Source organism: Enterobacter sp. K510 (genome assembly GCF_055804875.1).
On sequence record NZ_JBNRLQ010000006.1, the window covers coordinates 56,776 to 80,973 of the forward strand.

Here is a 24,198-nt window from a genome sequence, read left to right on the forward strand (position 1 = left end):
ATAAATTCACAGCCAGGTTATAACGCTTGCTGACGCGGTTCGGTCTCGGCGCCAAAATCGTTGATCGCGGTCCACATCACTGACCCCTGCGCCGCCGTCGGCAGGGCAAAAACCTGCTCGCCATAAGGGGCGATCATCATGGATAGCGCGGAAGGGGTATCCTGCTTGCCGAGCGGTTTTACCTCTTTCTGCGCCACCTTAAGCTGGCCCAGGGTAACGTAAAACGGCGTGGGGTTTTTGATCGTCAACTGATTATTGCGGCGGCTGAACTGCAACGACTGCCACGCCGTTTTCGCGGCGGTATCGCTGAGCGTGGCCGGGCGGTAAAACAGTTTGATTTTCGTCTTGATCGCAAATTGCAGAGTATTTTTATCGCGCAGTTCTTCAGGCACAGAAGACACCGATTTGATATTTGCCATAAACAAGGATTCGCGATCCTGGGGTAAATGTGTTTTATCGCCGGTATAGACGACATGCAGCAGCGTTTGACGATTTTCATCGAGCTTGTAAATGGGCGGCGTGATGACAAAAGGCGCTTTGCTGTCATCAATATTGCTGACCCAGCTATGCACCAGATAACGCTTAGCATCATCTTTATTTTTTAACGTGACCTGGACTTCAGCCTGGTCTGAGGGATAAATAATTCGCGTTCCGCCAATGACGACGCCCGCCTGCGCCAGGGTAGCGCCCAGCAGAAAGAAGATCCCGAGTATGGCATTATAAATTCGCATTTCCTTCATTCCATTGAAAATACTGGCCCGCCCTGGGCCAGTTTATCTTGATAAATTAACGATAAACCAGGGTGTATGTAGCTTGCGCGGAATAATCACCCGCTGTCGGTAAATCCGCACCAACCTGAATAACTTCAGCGGTGTAGTTAAATACGACGTCCATCCCCTGCACATTTTGTTTTGCTGCAGAAGGCGGTTCTGTCCCGTCAAATTTAATAAAGGTGTTACTGCTGTATTCCGGGTACATGCGGATCCCTACATTATTGGCAACACCGGTGGTTCCCAGAACTTCATCGTCATAACCTGCGATGCGATCGCCGGAGAACTTGATGTTAATAAAAGAGATGCTGGTATCGCAGTTGCGTACGGTAATCTTAAAAGGCTGGCTATCACCCACTTTTTTATCCTCGCCAAATGAAGTTTGCGTCAGGTTCCTGAACGTCACAATGCCGTTAGTTACTGCGCCATTCACGTTAACGTTGCAACTGTCGGCGACGATTTTCCCGTTAAAGCTAATAGTACCGGTATCGGTCGCCTGAACTGGCGAAACGGAGGTAGTAAACAGCACGCCAGCAAGCAGTGGCAGAAAATATTTTTTATACATAACGTGTTCCTTACATATGTCTATAAAAAAATTTACATCACAAAAATGATAAACCGGGGAGTTAATATTTTAACCAACCATAAGAATGAGCTTATGAAGTGAAAAGATATCCATATACACCTCACGCTCATTCGATCTTATTTACTAATATTACCTTCACCTAAAAATTAACGCAACTACCAGGAATTTCCTGAAGCCAGCAAATATTTAAGACCCAGACCAGTAAGACTCATATTAAAAATGCTTTTGATTAGTCTTATACAAGATTTAATTAATTATTAAATTTTATTCCATATATTCACCAGAAAAATAGTAATGTCCCACTACACCCGGGATCAAAGAGTTAATACATGAAAGCTATGGTTGAATGAATATAACTCCCGTTTAATCGCTGGGATCGTGACGTCATAAGGAAGTGGCATACATTAGAAAATGGAAAGCATGACCGGGAGGGATAAGCAGGGAACAATCTTAAAAAAAACGCCCCAGAGCGACGTTAATCGACTCTGAGGCGGTGATACAGGCGGGTAACGCTTAGTTACCGCCGAACATATCCTTGATCCAGCCCGCTACGCCGTCGCTTTTTTCTTCCTGCTGCGGCGGTTGTTGCTGCTGTTGCTGCGGCTGCTGTTGCGGCTGCTGCGGCGCAGACTGATCGAACGGATTATTCGACTGCTGCAACGCCTGGCTCTGCTGGCACAGGCTGTCCGGGTTGGTGGTCCACACCGGGATGGTACGGGAACTTCCGCCAGCGCACATGAAGTTGCCTGCGTCATCAATGCCCATATCGACGATGTCTTCCGGCGCGGTCAGCTCCAGCGGGAACGGCGACTGGTTCGCCAGATAGCGCTGATAGATGGCCATCGCCCCGCTCGCCCCGTAGAGTTTGGTCGGCTGGTTATTGTCGCGGCCTACCCAGGTGATGGTCACTTCACGCCCGTCGATCCCGGCAAACCAGGTGTCGACGTTATTGTTGGTGGTGCCGGTTTTACCCGCCAGATGCAGACCCGGATATTTCGCGCCAAGCTGACGCCCGGTGCCGCGCTGGATCACCTGCTGCATGGTCCACAGCGTCATGTACGCCGCCTGCGCAGGCACCGCACGCTCTGCCTGCGGGAAGCTCTGGTACAGCACAGTACCGTCTTCGGCAATCACCGAACGCAGCGCGGAGAGCGTCGCGCGGTTACCGCCGCTGGCGATGGTCTGGAACGCCTGCGCCACTTCCACCGGCGTCAGGTTCAGCGCCCCCAACAGCATGGACGGCACCGGGTGCAGCTGATCTTTCGGCGCGCCCAGCTTCAACCAGGTATCGGTGACCGCCGGCAGGCCGAGCGCCATCCCGAGGTTAACCGTCGGTACGTTCATTGAACGGGTCAGCGCATCCACCAACAGCACCTGGCCGCTGAAGCGTTTGTCATCGTTCTGCGGCGACCACACCTGGCCATTTGGCTGGCGCAGGGAGATAGGCGCATCGGCGATCACCGTATTCAGACGGTACTGATTCGGCTGGCTCAGCGCGGTCAGATAGGTCGCCGGTTTTGCCAGCGAGCCAATGGAACGACGCGCCTGCATCGCACGGTTATAACCGGCGAACTGCGGCGTCGCGCCGCCGACCATGGCGCGGACTTCGCCGCTGAAGCGGTCGACCACCACCATCGCGGTTTCCAGATCGCTCAGCTTACGCTGCTTGATCAGCGCCGGAATACCCTCCACCGCCGCTTTCTCGGCGGCATCCTGCGCCACCGAGTCAAAGGTGGTGAAGATCTTCACGCCGGAGAGATCTTTCACTTTATCGCCCAGCTTCGCCTGCAACTCCTGACGCACCATCTGCATAAAGGCTGGCTGCGGGGAAATCACGCCGCCGCGCGGCTGCACGCCCAGCGGACGGGCGCTCAGCATGTCGTAAAGCTCCTGATCGATAACCTGCTGCTGTTGCAGCAGACGCAGGACCAGGTTACGACGCTCCAGCGCCAGTTTCGGGTTACGCCACGGGTTATAAATGGACGCGCCTTTTACCATGCCCACCAGCAGCGCCTGCTGGTCAAGGCTCAGCTCTTCCACCGGACGCCCGAAGTAGTACAGGCTCGCCAGCGGGAAGCCGCGGATCTCGTTGTCGCCGCTCTGACCGAGGTACACCTCGTTCATATAGAGCTCAAGGATACGGTCTTTGCTGTAGCGCGCATCCATGATCAGCGCCATATAAGCTTCGTTCGCTTTACGGCCATATGAGCGTTCGCTGGAGAGGAACAGGTTTTTCACCAGCTGCTGGGTGAGCGTACTGGCCCCCTGCACCGTGCGCCCTGCCGTCAGGTTCGCCAGCACCGCACGCCCGATGGAGTAGAAGCTGATACCGTCATGCTCATAGAAATGGCGGTCTTCGGTCGCCAGCAGGGTATCCACCAGCAGATCCGGGAAACCACTGCGCGGCACAAACAGGCGCTGCTCGCCGTTCGGCGAGGAGAGCATGGTGATCAGCCGCGGATCGAGACGGAAGAAACCGAACTGGCGGTTGTTCTCCATGTTCTCAATGGTTTCCAGACGGTCGCCGCTGAAGGTCAGACGCGCGCGCACCTGCCCCTCTTTACTGTCCGGGAAATCGAACGGACGGCGGATCATCTCGATGCTGTTAGCCTGCACGGTAAACTCGCCGGGGCGGGTCATCGCCGTCACCTTGCGGTACTGCGTGGCTTCCAGCAGCTTCACCATCTCGTTTTTGCTGACCGCCATGTCCGGCTCAAGGTTAACCATGCGGCCATACACGGCGGCAGGCAATTGCCAGACTTTGCCGTCAATGCGGCTGCGGATCTTCTGGTCGAGATACAGGCCGTATATCGCCAGCAGTACAAGAATAACAATGCCGATTTTTACCAGCAGCCAGAACCAGCCGCGTTTGCCGCGAGGTTTTTTGCCTTTGCCTTTACCTTTACTCCGGCGCGGCATCGGTTCGTCGTCCTCATCATCATAATCATCCGCGTCTTCATCTCTGAGTCGACGACGGCTTACTTTTTCTTTTACCGGACGCGCTGGTCGGCCTTTGCGTCCAATAGGTTCGCGGTCATTCCCCGCCATGTTTACTCTCCGCTACATTTTTCAGGCGCAAGGCCCGATCCTCATTGCTTCCGCAAAATGGCGGAAGAAGAAATCTCTCAAAGTTCATTGCACTCGTGCCGGATGGCGCTGACGCTTATCCGGCCTACAGGATGTGATTATGCCTGCGAATACTTTTTAGTACGCCGGGTGGGCGCTGCCGTTGCCGGGTCATCCGGCCAGACATGTTTGGGATAGCGCCCTTTCATCTCTTTCTGCACTTCACGGTACGCGCCCTGCCAGAACGCGCTGAGATCGCGCGTGATCTGTAAGGGACGGCGGGCGGGAGACAGCAGCTCCAGCACCAGCGGCACGCGCCCGTCGGCAATGGCGGGGGTGGTCGCCTCGCCAAACATCTCCTGCATCCGCACCGCCAGCACCGGGTCGTTATCCTCGTGATAACGAATGGCTATCCGGCTTTCCGTCGGCACAGTGTAATGCGACGGCAGCGCACTATCCAGCCGTTGACGCATCGGCCAGCTCAGCAAATTTTCCAGCGCCCGGCACACATCCAGCGCTTTCAGGGCGCGCAAGGAGTGAACGCCCTGCATGCCGGGAAGTAACCATAGCTCAAGCGTTGCCAAAAGCGAGTCATCATCCACGGCGGGCCATGCGGTTTCCGGCAGCCATTTCGCAGCGCAGTGCAGCCGGAGTCGCAGCTGCTCCGCTTCCGGCGTCCAGTTCAGCACCTGCAAGCCCTTCTCGCGGATGCCGTTGAGCATCGCCAGATGCAGCTCTTCTTCCGACGGTTTCGCCAGCGGCCTGACGTTTAATGTTAGCTGTCCAATCTGACTGCGGCGAAAGGCTTTCAGCGTGCCCTGCACGTCATCCCACTCCACGGTATCAGACTGGCGTAATAATTCCGGGTGCGCGGCGACCAGCGCATTAATGTCCAGCGCCAGCGCCTGCAAAATGCGCGCGTCCGGCGTATGGCTGCCCTGCAACAGCAAGGGCGCGATCAGCCACTCATGACGCCCCAGCGCATCGTCGCTGTCGAGCATCACGCCCATCCCGTTTGCCAGCTGATAGCGTCCTTCCTGCCCGCGACGGCGGGCGATACGGTCAGCAAAACCACAGGCCAGCAGACCGGGGAGCAGATCGCTGTCCTCCGCGCCTGCCCGCGCGTTGAGGCGTTTAATCAACTGCTGGCTGCGGCGCTGCCAGTGCGGCTGACTGCGTGAGAAGGCGACGCTTAAATCGGTATTCCCGCCACGCGGCGGCTCTTCAAGAATGGCGACCAGTTTCGCGGCGGTGGCGATCTTATCCGGCGTGTTCGCGGCGATAAGCATCGCCCCGTGACGCGGATCGGTGCCGAGCTGCGCGATTTTCTGCCCGTGCGGGGTGAGGCGATCGTCCGCCAGCACCTGGAGCTGCGTCAGTAATGTTCTTGCTGCGGCCAGATTCGCGGCGGGCGGCGCATCCAGAAAACACAGCTGCGCCGGATCCGGGCATCCCCATTGCAGCAACTCCAGCAGCAGATCGGAGAGATCGCTTTGCAGGATCTCCGCCTCGCTCTGCCCGGCGGCGCGTTCCGCCTGATCTTTTGCCAGCAGATGCACGCAGATCCCCGCCTCCAGTCGCCCGGCGCGGCCTGCGCGCTGGGTCATCGACGCCTGGCTGATACGCTGGGTCACCAGCCGCGTCAGCCCGGTACGGGGATCGAAACGCGCCACCCGCTCCTGGGCGCTGTCCACCACTAAGCGAATGCCTTCGATGGTCAGACTGGTTTCCGCAATGTTGGTCGCCAGCACCACTTTGCGCAGCCCCTCCGGTGCGGGAAGAATGGCTTTACGCTGTTCGGCCAGCGGCAGCGCGCCGTATAACGGACAGAGCTGGACATCCGCACCCACGCGCGAGGCGAGGTGTTCCTGCACGCGCTGGATCTCGCCGACGCCCGGCAGAAACAGCAGCAGCGAGCCGCGCTCCGCCCGCAGCAGTTCGGCGGTGGCAATGGCGATAGCTTCATCGGTACGCTGATGCGCGGGCAGCGGCTGGTAGCGCCGTTCCACCGGGAAAGCGCGGCCTTCGGACGCAATCACCGGCGCATCGGGCAGTAGCCCGCGCAGCCGTTCGTTATCCAGCGTCGCCGACATAATCAATAATTTGAGATCGTCCCGCAGCCCTTGTTGCACATCCAGCAGCAGCGCCAGCGCCAGATCTGCCTGTACGCTGCGCTCATGGAATTCATCGAGGATCACCAGCCCCACGCCGGTCAGTTCCGGATCCTGCTGGATCATGCGCGTGAGGATCCCCTCGGTCACCACTTCGAGACGGGTCTGCGGCCCGACGCAGGTTTCGGCGCGCATGCGGTAGCCGACGGTTTCACCGGGCTTTTCATTCAGGCTTTCCGCCAGCCGCTGCGCGACGTTACGGGCCGCCAGTCGGCGCGGTTCAAGGAGTAAAATGCGGCCTGCAATCTCGCCCTGTTGCAGAATTTGCAGCGGCAGCCAGGTGGATTTCCCGGCCCCGGTGGGCGCATTAAGCAGCACGCAGGAGGCGCTTTTCAGCGCGGTAAGCAATTCAGGCAGTACGGCGGCAACCGGCAAAGAGAACACGCAGGGCTCCAGTGGGTTAACTTTCATTTCATCGGCGTGCATTGTAGCATCGCCGTAAATCATTACCGAGTATCCCTTATGCCAGATACCAGACGGCTGTTTTTCGGCCTTGAACTGCCCGCTGACGTTCAGCAGCAGGTGATCCACTGGCGCGCCGCGCACTTTGCGCCGGACGCCGGTCGCCCGATCGCGGCGGCTAATCTGCACCTGACGCTGGCGTTTTTAGGTGATGTGAGCGCTGACAAACAGCGGGCGTTGTGCGAGCTGGCCGGGCGTATCCGCCAGACAGGCTTTACGCTGACGCTGGATGATGCCGGACAGTGGCTGCGCTCGCGGGTCGTCTGGCTCGGCACCCGTCAGCCGCCGCGGGGCCTGCTGCAACTGGCGAGTATGCTGCGCGCGCAGGCCGCCCGTAGCGGCTGTTACCAAAGCCCGCAGCCGTTTCACCCGCACGTTACGCTGCTGCGCGACGCCAGCCATGCGGTCACTATCCCGCCGCCGGGCTTTCGCTGGTCGTTTATGGTGAATGAATTTGTGCTGTATGAATCGCAGTTTATTAAGGGACGTACGCGTTACACGGCGCTCAGCCGCTGGACGCTCAGCCAAAAGGAATGACCTATGCAGTTTTCTCCGCCGCTTCAGTCCGCCACCCTGATCCAGCGTTATAAACGCTTTCTGGCGGATGTGGTGACGCCCACAGGTGAAACCCTGACCCTGCACTGCCCGAATACCGGCGCGATGACCGGCTGCGCGACGCCTGGCGACACCGTCTGGTATTCCACTTCAGAAAATACTAAACGCAAATATGCGCACACCTGGGAATTAACGCAAACGCAGTCTGACGCCTGGATATGCGTTAATACTATGCGCGCCAATATGTTAGTGAAAGAAGCATTAATGGCGGATCGCCTGCCCACGCTAACGGGCTATAGCGTATTGAAAAGTGAAGTGAAATATGGTTCTGAGCAGAGCCGCATCGATTTTATGTTACAGGCAGAAGACCGCCGCAACTGCTATATTGAAGTGAAATCAGTCACGCTTGCTGATAAGGCGCAGGGCTATTTCCCCGACGCGGTAACGCTGCGGGGGCAGAAGCATCTGCGTGAGTTGATGAGCGTGGCGGCCGCAGGGGATCGGGCAGTGCTGTTGTTTGCCGTGCTGCATTCAGCCATTGACCGATTTTCACCGGCTCGCCACATTGATCCTAAATACGCACAGCTTCTCAGTGAAGCGCAGCGGCAGGGGGTAGAAATTCTGATTTATAAAGCGGAACTTTCTGCCGAAATTATGAGTCTGACAATGCCGCTATCTGCCGAATTTTAAAGGTATAGTGGCTGAGTAAATAGTGTGCTGGCCTACGTGCGCAAATACGCTTTTCCTCACAGGGTTGTCAAGCGTAACGTTTAGATAATTGCTATCCTGAAAAGCATCTGCTATTTATAGCGGCCTGATTTTTCCCCCAACACGGGGATCGATAGTGCGTGTTAAGGAGAAACAACATGCAAGAAGGGCAAAACCGTAAAACATCGTCCCTGAGTATTCTCGCCATCGCTGGGGTGGAGCCATACCAGGAGAAGCCGGGCGAAGAGTATATGAACGAAGCCCAGCTCACGCATTTCAAACGCATTCTGGAAGCGTGGCGTAATCAACTTAGGGACGAAGTCGATCGCACTGTCACACATATGCAGGACGAAGCCGCTAACTTCCCTGATCCGGTAGACCGTGCCGCACAGGAAGAAGAGTTCAGCCTTGAACTGCGTAACCGTGACCGCGAACGTAAACTGATCAAAAAGATCGAGAAAACGCTTAAGAAAGTGGAAGACGAAGACTTCGGCTTCTGCGAGTCCTGCGGTGTTGAAATTGGCATTCGTCGCCTGGAAGCCCGTCCTACGGCTGACCTGTGCATCGACTGCAAAACACTGGCAGAAATCCGCGAAAAACAAATGGCGGGTTAACCTGCGGCGCTTTCGTAATGTTCTCTCAGGCGGGAGTCTCTCCCGCCCTCTTAGCTTTACCCAACCATGCCTGACGCTGATTATATCGGGCGCTTTGCGCCATCCCCTTCTGGTGAACTCCATTTCGGTTCGCTGATCGCCGCCCTTGGCAGCTATTTACAGGCGCGTGCCCATGCCGGTCGCTGGCTGGTACGTATCGAAGATATTGATCCCCCGCGTGAAGTCCCCGGCGCTGCTGACACTATTCTGCGCCAGCTCGAACACTATGGTTTGCACTGGGATGGCGAGGTGCTGTGGCAGTCCCGGCGTCATGACGCCTACCGCGATATTCTGCAACAGCTGCACCAACAAGAGCGCTGCTATTACTGCACCTGCACCAGGGCGCGCATTCAGAGCATTGGCGGCGTCTATGACGGCTACTGCCGCACCCGGGGCAATGGCCCGGAAAACGCTGCGCTGCGGCTTATTCAGCATCAGCCGGTGACCCGTTTTCACGATCGGCTGCGCGGCGAGATCGTCGCCGATGCGGCGCTGGCGCATGAAGATTTTATTATTCATCGCCGTGATGGGTTATTTGCATATAATCTGGCGGTGGTGGTGGACGATCATTTCCAGGGCGTGACGGAAATTGTGCGCGGCGCGGATTTGATTGAACCGACGGTCCGCCAGATTTCGCTCTATCAACAGCTTGGCTGGGCGGTGCCGGAGTATATCCACCTGCCGCTGGCGCTCAATGCCGCCGGCGATAAGCTGTCGAAGCAGAATCACGCTCCGGCGCTGCCGCAGGGGGACCCGCGCCCCATACTTATCAGCGCGTTAGCGTTTTTAAATCAGGATGTAACAGAAGAATGGCAGGATCTGTCCGTGGACGCCCTGCTACAACGAGCGGTGCAAAACTGGTCCCTGTCACGGGTGCCAGAGCAAGCCTGCGTGAATCCGGCATTCTCAAATGCCCCACGCTGAGCTATGATAAGCCGCAATTTTTTTGTCCAGAAGACTGACACAACCGAGGTGCACTATTTTTACCCGAGTCGCTAATTTTTGCCGCAAGGTGCTAAGCCGCGAGGAGAGCATGGCCGAAGACGTCGCCATCGCCGAACCAAAGATGACGGTTATCCCGCGTGAGCAGCACACGATTTCCCGCAAAGATATCAGTGAAAATGCCCTCAAGGTCCTCTATCGCCTGAATAAAGCCGGCTATGAGTCATACCTGGTCGGCGGCGGGGTGCGTGACCTGTTGCTGGGCAAAAAGCCAAAAGATTTCGACGTCACCACCAACGCCACGCCGGATCAGGTGCGTAAGCTGTTCCGCAACTGCCGTCTGGTCGGTCGTCGTTTCCGTCTTGCGCACGTGATGTTTGGCCCCGAGATTATCGAGGTCGCGACTTTCCGCGGGCATCATGAAGAGCAGGCTGCCGATCGCACCACCTCCCAGCGTGGCCAGAACGGCATGCTGCTGCGCGATAACATTTTCGGCTCCATCGAAGATGATGCGCAGCGCCGCGATTTCACCATCAACAGCCTCTATTACAGCGTCGCCGATTTTACCGTGCGCGATTATGTGGGCGGGATGCGCGATCTGGAAGACGGCGTGATCCGTCTGATCGGCAATCCGGAAACCCGCTATCGGGAAGATCCGGTGCGTATGCTGCGCGCGGTGCGCTTTGCCGCCAAACTGCATATGCGTATCAGCGACGAAACCGCCGAGCCGATCCCGCGCCTGGCGACGCTCATCAACGACGTGCCGCCGGCGCGCCTGTTTGAAGAGTCCCTCAAGCTGTTGCAGGCGGGCTACGGTTACGAAACCTATAAGCTGCTGCGCGAATACAGCCTGTTCCAGCCGCTGTTCCCGACCATTACCCGCTACTTTACCGAGAGCGGCGATACGCCGATGGAACGCATCATCGATCAGGTGCTGAAGAATACCGATAACCGCATTCATAACGATATGCGCGTCAATCCGGCCTTCCTGTTCGCCGCCATGCTGTGGTATCCGCAGCTGGAAACCGCGCAGCGCATCGCCCAGGAAAGCGGGCTGACCTATCACGACGCCTTTGCGCTGGCGATGAACGATGTGCTCGACGAAGCCTGCCGCACGCTGGCTATTCCGAAACGCATTACCACGCTGGTGCGCGATATCTGGCAGCTACAGCTGCGCATGTCCCGTCGTCAGGGTAAACGCGCCTGGAAGCTGATGGAGCATCCGAAATTCCGCGCCGCCTACGATTTGATGGCGCTGCGTGCAGAAGCGGAAAACAACCACGAACTGCAACGTCTGACGCAGTGGTGGGGTGAATTCCAGGTATCCGCGCCACCGGCGCAAAAAGGCATGCTCGACGTGCTGGACGACGAACCGCAGGAACGTCGCCGTCACCGCCGTCCGCGCAAACGCGCGCCGCGCCGCGAAGGCAGCGCATGACGCTGGCGTATATCGCTATCGGCAGCAATCTGGCCTCACCTCTTGAGCAGGTGAATGCGGCCATCACGGCGCTGGGAGAGATCCCGCAAAGCCAGATTGTTGCGCTTTCACAGTTTTACCGCACGCCGCCGCTTGGCCCGCAGGATCAACCCGATTACCTGAACGCCGCCGTCGCGCTTGAAACCACGCTTGATGCCGAAACCCTGCTCGATCATACCCAGCGTATTGAGCTGGCGCAGGGTCGGGTACGCAAAGCCGAGCGCTGGGGGCCGCGCACCCTCGATCTGGACATCATGCTGTTTGGCGATGAGGTGATTAACACGTCCCGCCTGACGGTTCCCCATTACGACATGCATAACCGTGGCTTTATGCTGTGGCCGCTGTTTGAAATCGCCCCGGAAGCGCTCTTCCCGGACGGCACGCCCCTCGCCTGCGTACTGACGCAGTGCGGCGCGCCAAAACCCGCCCTCTGGTAAATCTTCCCCCGCTTTCGCCTGGCGAAAGCCTGGCTAAAATCATTGTTCGCATCAATGTTACTGATAGAATGCCGGAAGTCTGAAGGCTCCATCAGGAAACGTTATGAAACCAACCACCATCTCCTCGCTACTGAAATGTAAAGAGGAAAAAAAGCGCTTCGCCACCATCACTGCCTATGATTTCAGCTTCGCCAAACTCTTTGCCGAAGAAGGGATCAACGTCATGCTGGTGGGTGATTCGTTAGGGATGACGGTACAAGGACATGATTCCACGCTGCCGGTAACGGTAGAAGATATTGCCTACCACACGCGCGCCGTTCGCCGTGGCGCGCCGCATTGCCTGCTGCTCGCCGACCTGCCGTTTATGGCGTACGCCACGCCTGAGCAGGCGTTTGCCAGTTCCGCAGAAGTGATGCGCGCCGGGGCCAACATGGTCAAAATTGAAGGTGGACGCTGGCTGGCGGAGACGGTAAAAATGTTGACCGACCGCGCGGTGCCGGTGTGCGGTCATCTGGGCTTAACCCCGCAGTCGGTGAATATTTTCGGCGGCTATAAAGTGCAGGGCCGGGGCGATGCCGCGCAAACCCTGTTTGACGATGCGCTGGCGTTGGAAGCCGCAGGCGCGCAGCTGCTGGTGCTGGAGTGCGTGCCGGTTGAACTGGCAAAACGCATTACCGACGCGCTGCGCATTCCGGTCATCGGTATTGGCGCGGGCAATGTTACCGACGGGCAGATCCTGGTGATGCACGACGCCTTTGGCATTACCGGCGGACATATTCCAAAATTTGCTAAAAACTTCCTCACAGGTACCGGCGATATGCGCGCTGCGGTGCGTCAGTACGTGGAAGAGGTGGAAGCGGGAGTTTATCCCGGCGAAGAGCACAGTTTCCATTAAGGAGTCTTATTGTGTTGATTATCGAAACCCTGCCGCTGCTGCGCCAGCATATCCGCCGTCTGCGTCAGGAAGGTAAACGCATTGCGCTGGTTCCCACTATGGGTAACCTGCACGACGGCCATATGAAGCTGGTGGATGAAGCGCGAAACGCCGCCGATGTGGTGGTGGCGAGCATTTTTGTCAATCCGATGCAGTTTGACCGGGCCGACGATCTGGCGCGTTATCCGCGTACCCTGCAGGACGACTGTGAAAAGCTGAACAAGCGTAAAGTGGACATTGTGTTCGCCCCTGCGCCGGATCAGATTTACCCGCAGGGCACGGAGTCGCAAACCTGGGTGGAAGTGCCGGGCCTGTCGGCGATGCTGGAAGGCGCAAGCCGTCCGGGACATTTCCGTGGCGTCGCCACCATCGTCAGCAAACTCTTTAACCTGGTGCAGCCGGATGTCGCCTGCTTCGGGGAAAAGGATTATCAGCAGCTGGCGGTGATCCGCAAAATGGTCGCTGACATGGGTTATGACATTGAGATCATCGGCGTGCCGACGGTACGCGCGAAAGATGGACTCGCGCTGAGTTCCCGCAACGGCTATCTCACCAGCGATCAGCGCAAAATCGCGCCGGGTCTGAGCAAGGTAATGAACGCGATGGCGGAAAAACTGCTCGCGGGCGATAACGACATCCATGAGATCGTTGCCGTGGCGGAGCAGGAGCTGAATAACAGCGGTTTTCGCGCCGATGATATTCAGATCCGGGATGCCGATACGCTGCTGGAGGTTTCCCCCGCCAGTAAACGTGCGGTGATCCTGATGGCCGCCTGGCTTGGTCAGGCCCGCCTGATCGATAATAAAGTCGTGGAATTACCTCGCTAGTGCAGGTAAAACCCCCTATCAAACACAGCAACGAAGGTTAACTTTATGATCCGCACTATGCTGCAAGGCAAGCTCCACCGCGTCAAAGTGACGCAGGCTGACCTGCATTACGAAGGCTCCTGCGCCATCGACCAGGATTTCCTTGAGGCGGCTGGTATTCTGGAATACGAAGCCATTGATATTTACAACGTGACTAACGGTAAGCGCTTTTCCACCTATGCGATTGCCGGTGAGCGCGGTTCACGCATCATTTCCGTGAATGGCGCTGCGGCGCACTGCGCGGATGTGGGCGACATTCTGATCATCGCCAGCTACGTCACCATGCCTGATGAGCAGGCGCGCAGCTGGCAGCCGAAAGTGGCCTATTTTGACGGCGACAACGAGATGAAACGCACCGCGAAAGCCGTGCCGGTGCAGGTTGCCTGAGTTAACCCTGTGGCCGGTTAACAATTAACCGCGCCATGGTCTCCAGAGGATCCGTTCTTAGAATATAGAGTCGTTTTAATAAGAACGGATTATCCCCCGGTTTTACCTTTCCCTTCACCGTCGTCACCGCCAGATGAAAGCCCGCGTCCTGGGCCGCTTTCACCGCCTTGCTGTCATAGCCGCCAAACGGGTAGGACAGATACAGGGCATGGGGATTAAACTGCGCCAGCGCGCGGCGGGAGCGCTCAAAATCGAACAGCACTACGTGGTAGCTGCGGCTCAGTAAAATGGGATGGCGGCTATTATCCACCCGGTGCAGAAAATGCGTGTGCGACTGGAAATCAAACACATCGCGGATCTGCTGCATTTCTGAAATGCTCATAAACTGTAGCGATTTCGGATCCCACTTTTCTGGCTTACGCTTGATGCGCGAGGTGATGGTAAAGGAGGTGGCTTTAAAACCGTACTGCTTAAGGATCGGGTACGCATAGCGGCTCACCGACTTCAGGCCATCATCAAAGGTGATCACTACGGCCCGCGCCGGCAGGTTCATCCGGTTGTGCACGTAGCCTTCCAGCTGATACATGGTCAGCGTGGTGTATCCCTGATCGCGCAGCCACGTCATCTGGTTACTGAAGGCGCGAACGGACGTAGTGGTGGAGGTATGGCGGAAACGGGTATTTTCCTCGTCACGCAGAATGTGGTGATAGGTCAGGATCGGCAGCCCTTCATCCTGCTGGGCGTCCAGCGCGCTGACGTACGCCAGCCGGTTGCCAATGCGGATCTGGTACCAGGTCTGGTTCAGACCGTCTTTCAGCTTGCCGATTACCGGATAGCGCAGGTTTTCCACCAGCATGCCAAAGGGCGCGCTGCCGGTGTTGGGGCCGTTATAGACCGGCGTGGGTTTCCAGGTGATCAGGTTCTGATTGCTGAGCGGCTTGTTCAGATCGCCGAGGCTGTCCTCGACCCGCTGTTTTCCCTGCACAGCTTCCAGATGCTGTTTATCAATAAAGCCGGTGCCAAACCCGAAGCGAAATTCGTAATAGTCGGCGGCTGTGGGCGCTACGGCGATGATCTGCCCGGCATACAGATGACCAACGGTAATGACTTCATTGCCCACCTGCGCCCAGACGGCGGCATCTTCGGTGGTTTGCATATAACGTTCGGTGGCGGTCGGCTGGCCCAACAGGCTGGCGGAAGCGCTGCCGGAGAGCACAAGCAGCAGAGTAAAAGCAAAACGGATCAGCATGGCTTAATTGTGGTGAGGAAATTCTGCGCGCATTGTAACAAAAGCATTCGTAATACCAATGGATTTTAGCACCCCCTCTCCGTTAAGAGAGGGGGAACCGGTTAGCTGCGCAGACCGCGCCCGCGCTGGATCAGATACCAGCACAAGGCATAAAACGCCACGATAAACACCACCAGCACGGCAATGGTAGTGATGAGCGGCACATCACTGATACCGAGGAAACCGAAGCGGAAACCGCTGATCATGTAGACGATCGGGTTTAAATGCGACAGCGCCTGCCAGAACGGCGGCAGTAGCGTCAGGGAGTAGAACACCCCGCCAAGGTAGGTCAGCGGCGTCAGCACAAAGGTCGGGATCAGGCTGATGTCATCAAAGGTCTTGGCGAATACGGCGTTAAGCAGTCCGGCGAGCGAGAACAGCACCGCCGTCAGCAGCAGCGTCAGCCCGACGAACAGCCAGGAGTGCACCTGGAAGGGCACGAAGAACAGCGAAATCGCCGTCACCAGCACGCCGACGCACAGCCCACGCGCCACGCCGCCGCCCACATAGCCGACAATAATCACATGCGTCGGCACCGGCGCGACCAGCAGTTCTTCAATATTGCGCTGGAACTTGGCGCTGAAGAACGACGAGGCGACGTTGGCGTAAGCATTGGTGATCACCGCCATCATGATCAGACCCGGCACGATAAACTGCATGTAGGTAAAGCCGTGCATTTCGCCGATGCGCGAGCCGATCAGGTTACCGAAGATGATGAAATAGAGCGTCATGGTGATGACCGGCGGCACCAGTGTCTGGATCCAGATACGCATAAAACGCTGAATTTCTTTATGCCAGATGCTTTTCAGCGCGACCCAATAAAGCTGCATCATGCCTGGTCTCCTGTTTTTTCATTTACCAGCGTGACAAACAGCTCTTCAAGACGGTTCGCTTTGTTACGCATACTTAACACCTGAATACCCTGCGCGCTCAGCTGGCTGAACACGCTGTTGATGCCCTGCTCGCGCAGCACTTCGACCTCCAGCGTCGAGGTGTCCACCAGACGATACTGATAGCCTTCCAGCTTCGGCAACGGGCTTTTCGTCGCCAGATCGAGAATAAAGGTTTCGGATTTGAGCTTCGCCAGCAGGGATTTCATGGAGGTGTTTTCCACCAGTTGCCCGTGCTGAATAATGCCGATATTACGGCACAGCATCTCCGCTTCTTCCAGATAGTGGGTGGTCAGAATGATGGTGGTGCCTTTGTCATTCAGATCCTTCAGAAAGCCCCACATGGAGCGACGCAGTTCGATGTCAACGCCCGCAGTCGGCTCGTCAAGGATCAGCAGTTTAGGTTCGTGCATCAGGGCGCGGGCAATCATCAGACGACGCTTCATGCCGCCCGAGAGCATACGCGCACGTTCGCCGCGTTTTTCCCACAGATCCAGCTGCTTTAAATATTTTTCGCTGCGTGCTAGCGCTTCGGCACGCTCAACGCCGTAATAACCGGCCTGGTTCACCACGATCTGCTGCACGGTTTCAAACGGGTTAAAGTTGAACTCCTGCGGTACCAGACCGAGCTGGCGTTTGGCGTTGACGACATCTTTTTCAAGGTCGTAACCAAAGACGCTGACCCGTCCGGAAGATTTATTTACCAGCGAACTGATAATACCGATGGTGGTTGACTTACCGGCGCCGTTTGGCCCGAGTAGCGCATAGAAATCCCCTGCTTCTACTTGTAAATCAATACCCCGCAGCGCCTGAACGCCGCCCGGGTAGGTTTTTTTAAGCTGCTCAAGCTCCAGTGCAATGGTCATGACTGCTTTCTTACCTTTTTTCTTACACTCTATGTGTGGTTTAAAAAAAAATGGAGTTGACCTATATTAGCTCAACGCTATTACTTGGTTACAGGTCGTTAACCTCAATGAAAGACATAGATACTCTCATTAGTAACAATGCACTATGGTCAAAAATGCTGGTCGAAGAGGATCCGGGATTTTTTGAGACATTAGCACAGGCACAGAAACCGCGCTTTTTATGGATTGGCTGTTCAGACAGCCGCGTTCCGGCTGAGCGCCTGACCGGTCTTGAACCCGGTGAGTTATTTGTTCACCGAAACGTTGCCAACCTGGTGATCCACACCGATCTGAACTGCCTGTCGGTCGTCCAGTACGCGGTGGATGTGCTGGAAGTTGAGCACATCATCATCTGCGGTCACTACGGCTGCGGCGGTGTGCAGGCGGCGGTGGAAAACCCGGAACTGGGCCTGATCAACAACTGGCTGCTGCACATCCGTGACATCTGGTTTAAACATAGCGCACTGCTTAACGAAATGCCGGAAGAGCGTCGTCTGGATACCCTGTGTGAGCTGAACGTGATGGAGCAGGTGTATAACCTGGGCCACTCAACCATCATGCAGTCAGCGTGGAAGCGCGGCCAGAACGTGACCATTCACGGCTGGGCGTACGGTATTCACGACGGTCTGCTGCGCGATCTGGAAGTAACCGCCACCAACCGCGACACGCTGGAATCGCGTTACCGCCAGGGGCTGTCCAACATTAGCCAGAAGCACATTAATCACAAATAAGATTCGTTATGTTTTTATGCCGGGTGGCGGCTTCGCCTTACCCGGCCTACGTAACGACGAACTGACATGTAGGCCCGGTAAGCGTAGCGCCACCGGGCTTTTTTACGCTTACTCGTCCTGCATCACCACTTTGCCGATGTACGGCAGATGACGATAGCGCTGGGCGTAATCAATGCCGTAACCCACCACGAACTCATCCGGGATCGAGAAACCGACAAATTCCACCGGCACCGTCACTTCACGGCGGGACGGTTTATCCAGCAGGGTACAAATCGCCAGGGATTTTGGCTCGCGCAGGCTCAGGATCTCGCGCACTTTCGACAGCGTGTTGCCGGAGTCGATAATGTCTTCGACAATCAGCACGTCTTTACCGCGGATATCTTCATCCAGGTCTTTGAGAATTTTTACGTCGCGCGTGGTGGACATGCCGCTGCCGTAGCTGGAGGCGGTCATAAAATCGACTTCATGAGGCACCTGCACTTCACGACACAGATCCGCCATAAACATAAACGAGCCGCGTAACAGGCCCACCAGCACCATCTCGCTGCCGCTGTCCTTATAGTGCTCAGTGATTTGACGACCCAGTTCGGTAATGCGCGCTTTGATCTCGGCTTCCGGGATCATCACTTCAACAGTATGTTTCATTTCTCTAACCGTATGATTTAAAAAACAATCACTCAATGCGGATAGCGTATCGTCCGGCATCAATTCATAAGCGCGTCAGTATACCAGTAAATGCCCCCGGCCGGGGGACGAGATAATAAAAGCCAGAATTGTGATGACTGTCACACTTGTTAAATCCTATAATTAATTGCTTCCAAAATATTAACAAAATGAGATGAGTGTCTTTTATGGCAGAAAATAAACCGCATCCGTCACGCACACTCGTGACGATCACCGCGCTGTTCGCCGCTTTCTGCGGACTATACCTGCTTATCGGGGGCGCATGGCTGGTCGCGATTGGCGGCTCCTGGTACTACCCTGTCGCCGGGCTGGTGATGCTCGCCGTCACCTGGCTGCTGTGGCGCAGCAAGCGCTCAGCGCTGTGGGTCTACGCCGCACTGTTACTGGGTACGATGATTTGGGGCGTAGGGGAAGTCGGCTTTGACTTCTGGGCCTTAACCCCACGCAGCGATATTCTGGTCTTCTTCGGTATCTGGCTGATCCTGCCGTTCGTCTGGCGTCGTCTGCTGGTACCTTCCCGCGGCGCAGTAGCGGCGCTGGTTGTGGCGCTGCTGGTTAGCGGCGCGATGCTGACCTGGGCAGGCTTTAACGATCCGCAGGAAGTGAACGGCACCCTGAGCGCCGACGCCACGCCGGCAGAGCCGATTTCCCAGGTGGCCGACGCCGACTGGCCAGCCTATGGCCGTAATCAGGAAGGCCAGCGTTACTCCCCGCTGAAGCAGATCAACGTCGATAACGTTAAAGATCTGAAAGAAGCCTGGGTGTTCCGCACCGGCGATCTGAAACAGCCTAACGATCCGGGTGAACTGACCAACGAAGTGACGCCGATTAAAGTCGGCAACATGCTGTATCTCTGCACCGCGCACCAGCGTCTGTTTGCGCTGGACGCAGCGACCGGTAAAGAGAAGTGGCACTTTGATCCGCAGCTGAATACTAATACCTCGTTCCAGCACGTTACCTGCCGTGGTGTTTCTTACCACGAAGCGCGCGCCGACAATGCCAGCCCGGAAGTGATCGCTGACTGTCCGCGCCGCATCATGTTGCCGGTGAACGATGGCCGTCTGTTCGCCATCAACGCCGATAACGGTAAGCTGTGCGAAACCTTTGCCAACAAAGGTATTCTGAACCTGCAAACCAACATGCCGGATACCACGCCGGGTCTGTACGAGCCGACTTCGCCGCCGATCATTACCGATAAAACTATCGTGATTGCCGGTTCCGTCACCGATAACTTCTCCACCCGCGAAACCTCCGGCGTGATCCGTGGTTTTGATGTGAACACCGGTAAACTGCTGTGGGCCTTCGATCCGGGCGCGAAAGATCCGAACGCTATCCCGTCTGACGAACACAGCTTCACCTTTAACTCGCCGAACTCCTGGGCCCCGGCGGCCTATGACGCCAAGCTGGATCTGGTTTATCTGCCGATGGGCGTGAGCACCCCGGATATCTGGGGCGGCAACCGTACGCCGGAGCAGGAGCGTTATGCCAGTTCCGTGCTGGCGCTGAATGCCACCACCGGTAAACTGGCCTGGAGCTATCAGACCGTTCACCACGATCTGTGGGATATGGATTTACCGGCCCAGCCGACGCTGGCGGATATTACCGTTAACGGTAAAACCGTACCGGTGATCTACGCGCCGGCGAAAACCGGTAACATCTTCGTGCTGGATCGTCGTAATGGCGAGCCGGTTGTCCCGGCACCGGAAAAACCGGTTCCGCAGGGCGCGGCGAAAGGCGATTACGTTACCAAAACCCAGCCGTTCTCTGAGCTGAGCTTCCGTCCGAAGAAAGATCTGACCGGTGCGGATATGTGGGGCGCGACCATGTTTGACCAGCTGGTCTGTCGCGTTATGTTCCATCAGCTGCGCTATGAAGGCATCTTCACCCCGCCGTCCGAGCAGGGCACGCTGGTGTTCCCGGGTAACCTCGGTATGTTCGAGTGGGGCGGTATTTCCGTCGATCCGAACCGTCAGGTGGCGATTGCTAACCCGATGGCGCTGCCGTTTGTTTCCAAACTGATGCCGCGCGGTCCGGGCAATCCGATGGAACAGCCGAAAGACGCGAAAGGCAGCGGTACCGAAGCCGGGATCCAGCCGCAGTACGGCGTGCCGTATGGCGTGACGCTGAACCCGTTCCTGTCGCCGTTTGGTCTGCCGTGTAAACAGCCTGCCTGGGGTTATATCTCCGCGCTGGATCTGAAAACCAACGACGTAGTGTGGAAAAAACGTATTGGTACGCCGCAGGACAGCCTGCCGTTCCCGATGCCGATCCCGGTGCCGTTCAATATGGGTATGCCGATGCTGGGCGGTCCGATTTCCACCGCCGGTAACGTGCTGTTTATCGCCGCTACCGCCGATAACTACCTGCGCGCTTACAACATGAGCAACGGTGAGAAACTGTGGCAGGGCCGTCTGCCGGCGGGTGGTCAGGCGACGCCGATGACCTATGAAGTGAATGGCAAGCAGTATGTGGTCATTTCCGCCGGTGGTCACGGTTCGTTTGGCACCAAAATGGGCGACTATATTGTTGCCTATGCGCTGCCGGATGAGGCGAAGTAAGCGTTAGCTGATTTTCCCCTCACCCTAACCCTCTCCCCATGGGAGAGGGGACTTCCCACCCTCTCCCTCAGGGAGAGGGCCGGGGTGAGGGTGAAACTATACCGTAAACCCAAGCATCATCCCGGTATCTTCATGCTCGAGCAGATGACAGTGCGCCATATAGGCCTGCGCTTTCGGAGCGTCATAGTCAAACTTCACCAGCACTTCGCTGCGCGCGCCAAATACGTTGACGATGTCTTTCCAGCCTGCGCGATGCGCCGCGGGCGGCTTGCCGTTCTCTGACAGAATACGGAACTGCGTGCCGTGGATATGGAACGGATGCAGCATCATGTCCCCTTCCCCGGAAATCACCCAGCGCTCGTACTGCCCTTTCGCCGCGGCAAAGGCCGGGGTGTTCATGTCGAAGGCTTTACCGTTGATCATATTGCCATGGCGGAAATCAACGCCCTGCCCGCCATGGTTCATGCCGCCGTGATCCATACTGCCGTGATCCATCCCGCCATGACTCATGTGCCCCGCCATGCCGGTCATCGCCTGATCGCCATATTTTTTCTGCAGCGCCTGCATTCCCATCATATCGAGCATTGGATCCATCGACAGCTGGAGCGTGCGCTGCGTCAGGCCATCCAGCGGCGGCAGCGATGGCATGGTCGCGAGGGTATCCGGCAGCTCGCCGGACGCCACAACGGTCAGCGGCTGAATATGCAGCACCGGCTGCGGCTTGTCGAAAGGCGCGACCGCCATGCCCATCTGACTCACCGGCAGGGTGATCAGGTCGAAGTCTTTCCCGTCGCGCGTCTCCACCAGCACTTCAAAACGCTCCCCCGGCAGCATCGGCAGTTCGGCAACTTTTACCGGCTCCGCCAGCAGGCCGCCATCACTGGCAATCACATAAAGCGGGCGCTTATCGCTGGTGGCGAAGTTGAGCGAACGGGCGTTGCAGCCGTTCAGCAGACGCAGACGCAGCCAGCCGCGTGGGGCGGCATGCCGGGGATAGATCGCGCCATTGGCGAGCAGCGTATCGCCAAACCAGCCGACGGCCGCGCTCATGATGTCCAGCTGATAGTCGATCTGCCCGTCGGCGTTAAAACGCTTGTCCTGTACGATCACCGGAACGTCATCAATACCCCACTGTTGCGGCAGACGCAGCATGCGGCTCTCGTCATCTTCGATCAGCACCAGCCCGGCCAGCCCCATCGCCACCTGATGACCGGTTTTTGCGTGCTGATGAGGATGGAACCAGCAGGTGGCCGCGCGCTGGCTGGGGGTAAAGCTGACGGTACGCTGGCCGCCGGGCTTGATAATGCCCTGCGGTCCGCCATCCACCTCGCCCGGCACTTCCAGGCCATGCCAGTGAACCGTCGTTTCTTCCGCCAGCCGGTTGTTGATCTCAATGGTCACCGCCTTACCCTGGCGCAGTTTGATCGCCGGACCAAGCAGATTGCCGTTGTAGCCCCAGGTGGCGGCGTTTTTCCCGGCGAAGGCGGTGGTGCCAGCCTGCGCCCGTAACTGAATGCGGCTCTGCGCGTCCGGCGTCAGCAGCGCCGGGATTGGCAGAGCTTGCGGCGCGGCGGCAAAGGCCGCTTTCGACCATCCCGATAGCACGCTCATCGCGCCCAGCGCAGCGGAGTATTTTATAAAATCACGACGTTGCATCTTTATTCCCTTTTTAAAGCCTGGCGAGCTTTTGAGCATAAACCCTGCCCTTGCGGTAAGGTCAAGCGAACCTCTAATAATAAAGATCGTCGCCCTGCCCCCAAGTATGCTAACGTTAAATTTCCTCGATGTTCCGGTAGAAATAATGAAGACGTTTTTCAGAACAATTACGTTCGCCAGCCTGCTGGCTGTATCAGCAAATAGTTATGCACTCAGTGAGTCAGAAGCCGAAGACATGGCCGATTTAACGGCGGTGTTTGTATTCCTGAAAAACGACTGTGGCTACCAGAATTTACCGAACGGTCAGATCCGTCGCGCGCTGGTCTTTTTCGCCCAGCAGAATCAGTGGGATCTGAGCAACTACGAGAGCTTTGACATGAAAGCGCTGGGGGAAGACAGCTACCGCGACCTCAGCGGCATTGGCATCGCCACGGATAAAAAATGCAAAGCGCTGGCGCGTGATTCCCTGAGCCTGCTTGCCTACGTGAAATAACCCTTCCTCTGCCCCTTCTGCGGGGCAGGGATTTATAGCCGTGCATCCCCGTCACTAGTTAGCTATCATGTTACGCCCGTTTTATATGGGTGTTAACGAAGGAGCGAGCAATGACTGATAGCAAACTGTGGCACGAAACGCTGCATGACCAGTTCGGGCAGTACTTCGCCGTGGACAAGGTGCTGTACCACGAAAAAACCGATCATCAGGATCTGATTATCTTTGAAAACGCCGCATTCGGGCGCGTAATGGCGCTGGATGGCGTGGTGCAAACCACCGAGCGGGATGAGTTCATTTATCATGAAATGATGACCCACGTACCGCTGCTGGCGCACGGTCATGCGAAGCATGTGCTGATCATCGGCGGCGGCGACGGCGCGATGCTGCGCGAGGTAAGCCGTCATAAGAGTATCGAAACCATCACCATGGTGGAGATCGACGCTGGCGTCGTGTCATTCTGCCGCCAGTATTTGCCGAATCATAATGCCGGTGCATATGACGATCCGCGCTTTACGCTGGTGATTGACGACGGCGTCAATTTTGTTAACCAGACCGCGCAAACCTTTGATGTGATCATCTCTGACTGCACCGATCCCATCGGGCCGGGCGAAAGTCTGTTTACCTCGGCATTTTACGAAGGCTGCAAGCGTTGCCTGAATCCTGGCGGTATTTTCGTCGCGCAAAACGGCGTGAGCTTTTTGCAGCAGGATGAAGCCATCGACAGCCACCGTAAACTCAGCCATTACTTTGACGATGTGAGTTTTTATCAGGCCGCCATTCCCACCTATTACGGTGGTGTGATGACCTTCGCCTGGGCGACGGACAACGGCGCGCTGCGTCATCTTTCTACCGGCATTATTCAGGCGCGTTTCCATAGCGCAAACCTGATGTGTCGTTATTACAATCCGGCAGTACACACGGCGGCGTTCGCGTTACCACAATATTTGCACGATGCACTGTTTGCGCAGTGATCCTAAGG

At 56.9% G+C, this 24,198-nt stretch carries 22 protein-coding genes; 13 read left to right on the plus strand and 9 right to left on the minus strand.

The window, feature by feature from the left end; translation table 11 throughout:
- Positions 1 to 17: 17 nt before the first annotated feature.
- The 4 genes from ACQUTD_RS11820 to hrpB all read right to left on the minus strand — a co-directional run bounded on the left by ACQUTD_RS11820 (position 18) and on the right by hrpB (position 6,977).
- Complete coding sequence (locus tag ACQUTD_RS11820; RefSeq protein WP_473276185.1) at positions 18 to 731, minus strand: fimbria/pilus periplasmic chaperone; 714 nt, start codon at positions 729 to 731, stop codon at positions 18 to 20.
- A gap of 55 nt (positions 732 to 786) precedes the next feature.
- The gene (locus tag ACQUTD_RS11825; protein ID WP_473276187.1) at positions 787 to 1,335 is read right to left on the minus strand and encodes a fimbrial protein; all 549 of its coding nucleotides are present in this window, start codon (positions 1,333 to 1,335) and stop codon (positions 787 to 789) included.
- A 534-nt stretch (positions 1,336 to 1,869) separates the two neighbouring features.
- A complete protein-coding gene (gene mrcB / locus ACQUTD_RS11830) occupies positions 1,870 to 4,404 on the minus strand; it encodes a bifunctional glycosyl transferase/transpeptidase (RefSeq protein WP_473276189.1) in 2,535 nt (844 codons plus the stop codon).
- 137 nt (positions 4,405 to 4,541) lie between these two features.
- Entirely contained in the window at positions 4,542 to 6,977 is a 2,436-nt protein-coding gene (gene hrpB / locus ACQUTD_RS11835; protein WP_473276520.1) for an ATP-dependent helicase HrpB, read from the minus strand.
- A 78-nt stretch (positions 6,978 to 7,055) separates the two neighbouring features.
- Here hrpB and thpR point away from each other — a divergent pair, with 78 nt between their 5' ends.
- The 9 genes from thpR to panD all read left to right on the plus strand — a co-directional run bounded on the left by thpR (position 7,056) and on the right by panD (position 14,014).
- A complete protein-coding gene (gene thpR, locus ACQUTD_RS11840; protein WP_473276193.1) occupies positions 7,056 to 7,592 on the plus strand; it encodes an RNA 2',3'-cyclic phosphodiesterase in 537 nt (178 codons plus the stop codon).
- 3 nt (positions 7,593 to 7,595) lie between these two features.
- Positions 7,596 to 8,300: a DNA/RNA nuclease SfsA gene (sfsA, locus tag ACQUTD_RS11845; RefSeq protein WP_473276197.1), complete on the plus strand. Its 705-nt coding sequence runs from the start codon at positions 7,596 to 7,598 to the stop codon at positions 8,298 to 8,300.
- Between the two features lie 176 nt (positions 8,301 to 8,476).
- Positions 8,477 to 8,932 (plus strand): RNA polymerase-binding protein DksA, encoded by a 456-nt coding sequence (gene dksA, locus ACQUTD_RS11850; protein ID WP_072570677.1) that lies wholly within the window; start codon positions 8,477 to 8,479, stop codon positions 8,930 to 8,932.
- 66 nt (positions 8,933 to 8,998) lie between these two features.
- Positions 8,999 to 9,895: a tRNA glutamyl-Q(34) synthetase GluQRS gene (gluQRS, locus tag ACQUTD_RS11855; RefSeq protein WP_473276200.1), complete on the plus strand. Its 897-nt coding sequence runs from the start codon at positions 8,999 to 9,001 to the stop codon at positions 9,893 to 9,895.
- Between the two features lie 55 nt (positions 9,896 to 9,950).
- Entirely contained in the window at positions 9,951 to 11,351 is a 1,401-nt protein-coding gene (pcnB, locus tag ACQUTD_RS11860; protein ID WP_099458817.1) for a polynucleotide adenylyltransferase PcnB, read from the plus strand.
- Entirely contained in the window at positions 11,348 to 11,827 is a 480-nt protein-coding gene (folK, locus tag ACQUTD_RS11865) for a 2-amino-4-hydroxy-6-hydroxymethyldihydropteridine diphosphokinase (RefSeq protein WP_473276203.1), read from the plus strand. The genes pcnB and folK overlap by 4 nt, the downstream gene beginning before the upstream one ends.
- Before the next feature lie 103 nt (positions 11,828 to 11,930).
- Positions 11,931 to 12,722 carry a 3-methyl-2-oxobutanoate hydroxymethyltransferase gene (panB, locus tag ACQUTD_RS11870; protein WP_072570672.1) on the plus strand — a complete coding sequence of 264 codons (792 nt, stop codon included), beginning with the start codon at positions 11,931 to 11,933 and terminating at the stop codon, positions 12,720 to 12,722.
- Between the two features lie 11 nt (positions 12,723 to 12,733).
- A complete protein-coding gene (gene panC / locus ACQUTD_RS11875; RefSeq protein ID WP_072570670.1) occupies positions 12,734 to 13,588 on the plus strand; it encodes a pantoate--beta-alanine ligase in 855 nt (284 codons plus the stop codon).
- Positions 13,589 to 13,633: 45 nt separating this feature from the next.
- The gene (gene panD, locus ACQUTD_RS11880) at positions 13,634 to 14,014 is read left to right on the plus strand and encodes an aspartate 1-decarboxylase (RefSeq protein ID WP_039078406.1); all 381 of its coding nucleotides are present in this window, start codon (positions 13,634 to 13,636) and stop codon (positions 14,012 to 14,014) included.
- Between the two features lies 1 nt (position 14,015).
- Here the strand turns inward: panD and ACQUTD_RS11885 are convergent, their stop codons facing one another.
- From ACQUTD_RS11885 to ACQUTD_RS11895, 3 genes are all read right to left on the minus strand, one after another.
- The gene (locus ACQUTD_RS11885) at positions 14,016 to 15,263 is read right to left on the minus strand and encodes a polysaccharide deacetylase family protein (protein ID WP_473276207.1); all 1,248 of its coding nucleotides are present in this window, start codon (positions 15,261 to 15,263) and stop codon (positions 14,016 to 14,018) included.
- A 101-nt stretch (positions 15,264 to 15,364) separates the two neighbouring features.
- Positions 15,365 to 16,135 carry an ABC transporter permease gene (locus ACQUTD_RS11890; RefSeq protein WP_072570667.1) on the minus strand — a complete coding sequence of 257 codons (771 nt, stop codon included), beginning with the start codon at positions 16,133 to 16,135 and terminating at the stop codon, positions 15,365 to 15,367.
- Positions 16,132 to 17,058 carry an ATP-binding cassette domain-containing protein gene (locus ACQUTD_RS11895; RefSeq protein ID WP_473276209.1) on the minus strand — a complete coding sequence of 309 codons (927 nt, stop codon included), beginning with the start codon at positions 17,056 to 17,058 and terminating at the stop codon, positions 16,132 to 16,134. Before ACQUTD_RS11895 ends, ACQUTD_RS11890 begins: the two co-directional genes overlap by 4 nt.
- Before the next feature lie 107 nt (positions 17,059 to 17,165).
- Here ACQUTD_RS11895 and can point away from each other — a divergent pair, with 107 nt between their 5' ends.
- Entirely contained in the window at positions 17,166 to 17,828 is a 663-nt protein-coding gene (gene can, locus ACQUTD_RS11900) for a carbonate dehydratase (protein ID WP_072570664.1), read from the plus strand.
- A gap of 108 nt (positions 17,829 to 17,936) precedes the next feature.
- Here can and hpt read toward each other — a convergent pair whose 3' ends face one another.
- The gene (gene hpt, locus ACQUTD_RS11905) at positions 17,937 to 18,473 is read right to left on the minus strand and encodes a hypoxanthine phosphoribosyltransferase (protein ID WP_072570662.1); all 537 of its coding nucleotides are present in this window, start codon (positions 18,471 to 18,473) and stop codon (positions 17,937 to 17,939) included.
- 206 nt (positions 18,474 to 18,679) lie between these two features.
- Between hpt and ACQUTD_RS11910 the strand changes: the two genes are divergently transcribed.
- A complete protein-coding gene (locus tag ACQUTD_RS11910) occupies positions 18,680 to 21,070 on the plus strand; it encodes a membrane-bound PQQ-dependent dehydrogenase, glucose/quinate/shikimate family (RefSeq protein ID WP_473276213.1) in 2,391 nt (796 codons plus the stop codon).
- A gap of 96 nt (positions 21,071 to 21,166) precedes the next feature.
- On the opposite strand, the gene cueO is transcribed toward ACQUTD_RS11910, so the two are convergent.
- The gene (cueO, locus tag ACQUTD_RS11915) at positions 21,167 to 22,726 is read right to left on the minus strand and encodes a multicopper oxidase CueO (RefSeq protein ID WP_473276216.1); all 1,560 of its coding nucleotides are present in this window, start codon (positions 22,724 to 22,726) and stop codon (positions 21,167 to 21,169) included.
- 145 nt (positions 22,727 to 22,871) lie between these two features.
- Between cueO and ACQUTD_RS11920 the strand changes: the two genes are divergently transcribed.
- Both ACQUTD_RS11920 and speE read left to right on the plus strand, forming a co-directional pair.
- A complete protein-coding gene (locus ACQUTD_RS11920; RefSeq protein WP_083580984.1) occupies positions 22,872 to 23,219 on the plus strand; it encodes a YacC family pilotin-like protein in 348 nt (115 codons plus the stop codon).
- 110 nt (positions 23,220 to 23,329) lie between these two features.
- A complete protein-coding gene (gene speE / locus ACQUTD_RS11925; protein WP_473276219.1) occupies positions 23,330 to 24,190 on the plus strand; it encodes a polyamine aminopropyltransferase in 861 nt (286 codons plus the stop codon).
- Positions 24,191 to 24,198: the final 8 nt, after the last annotated feature.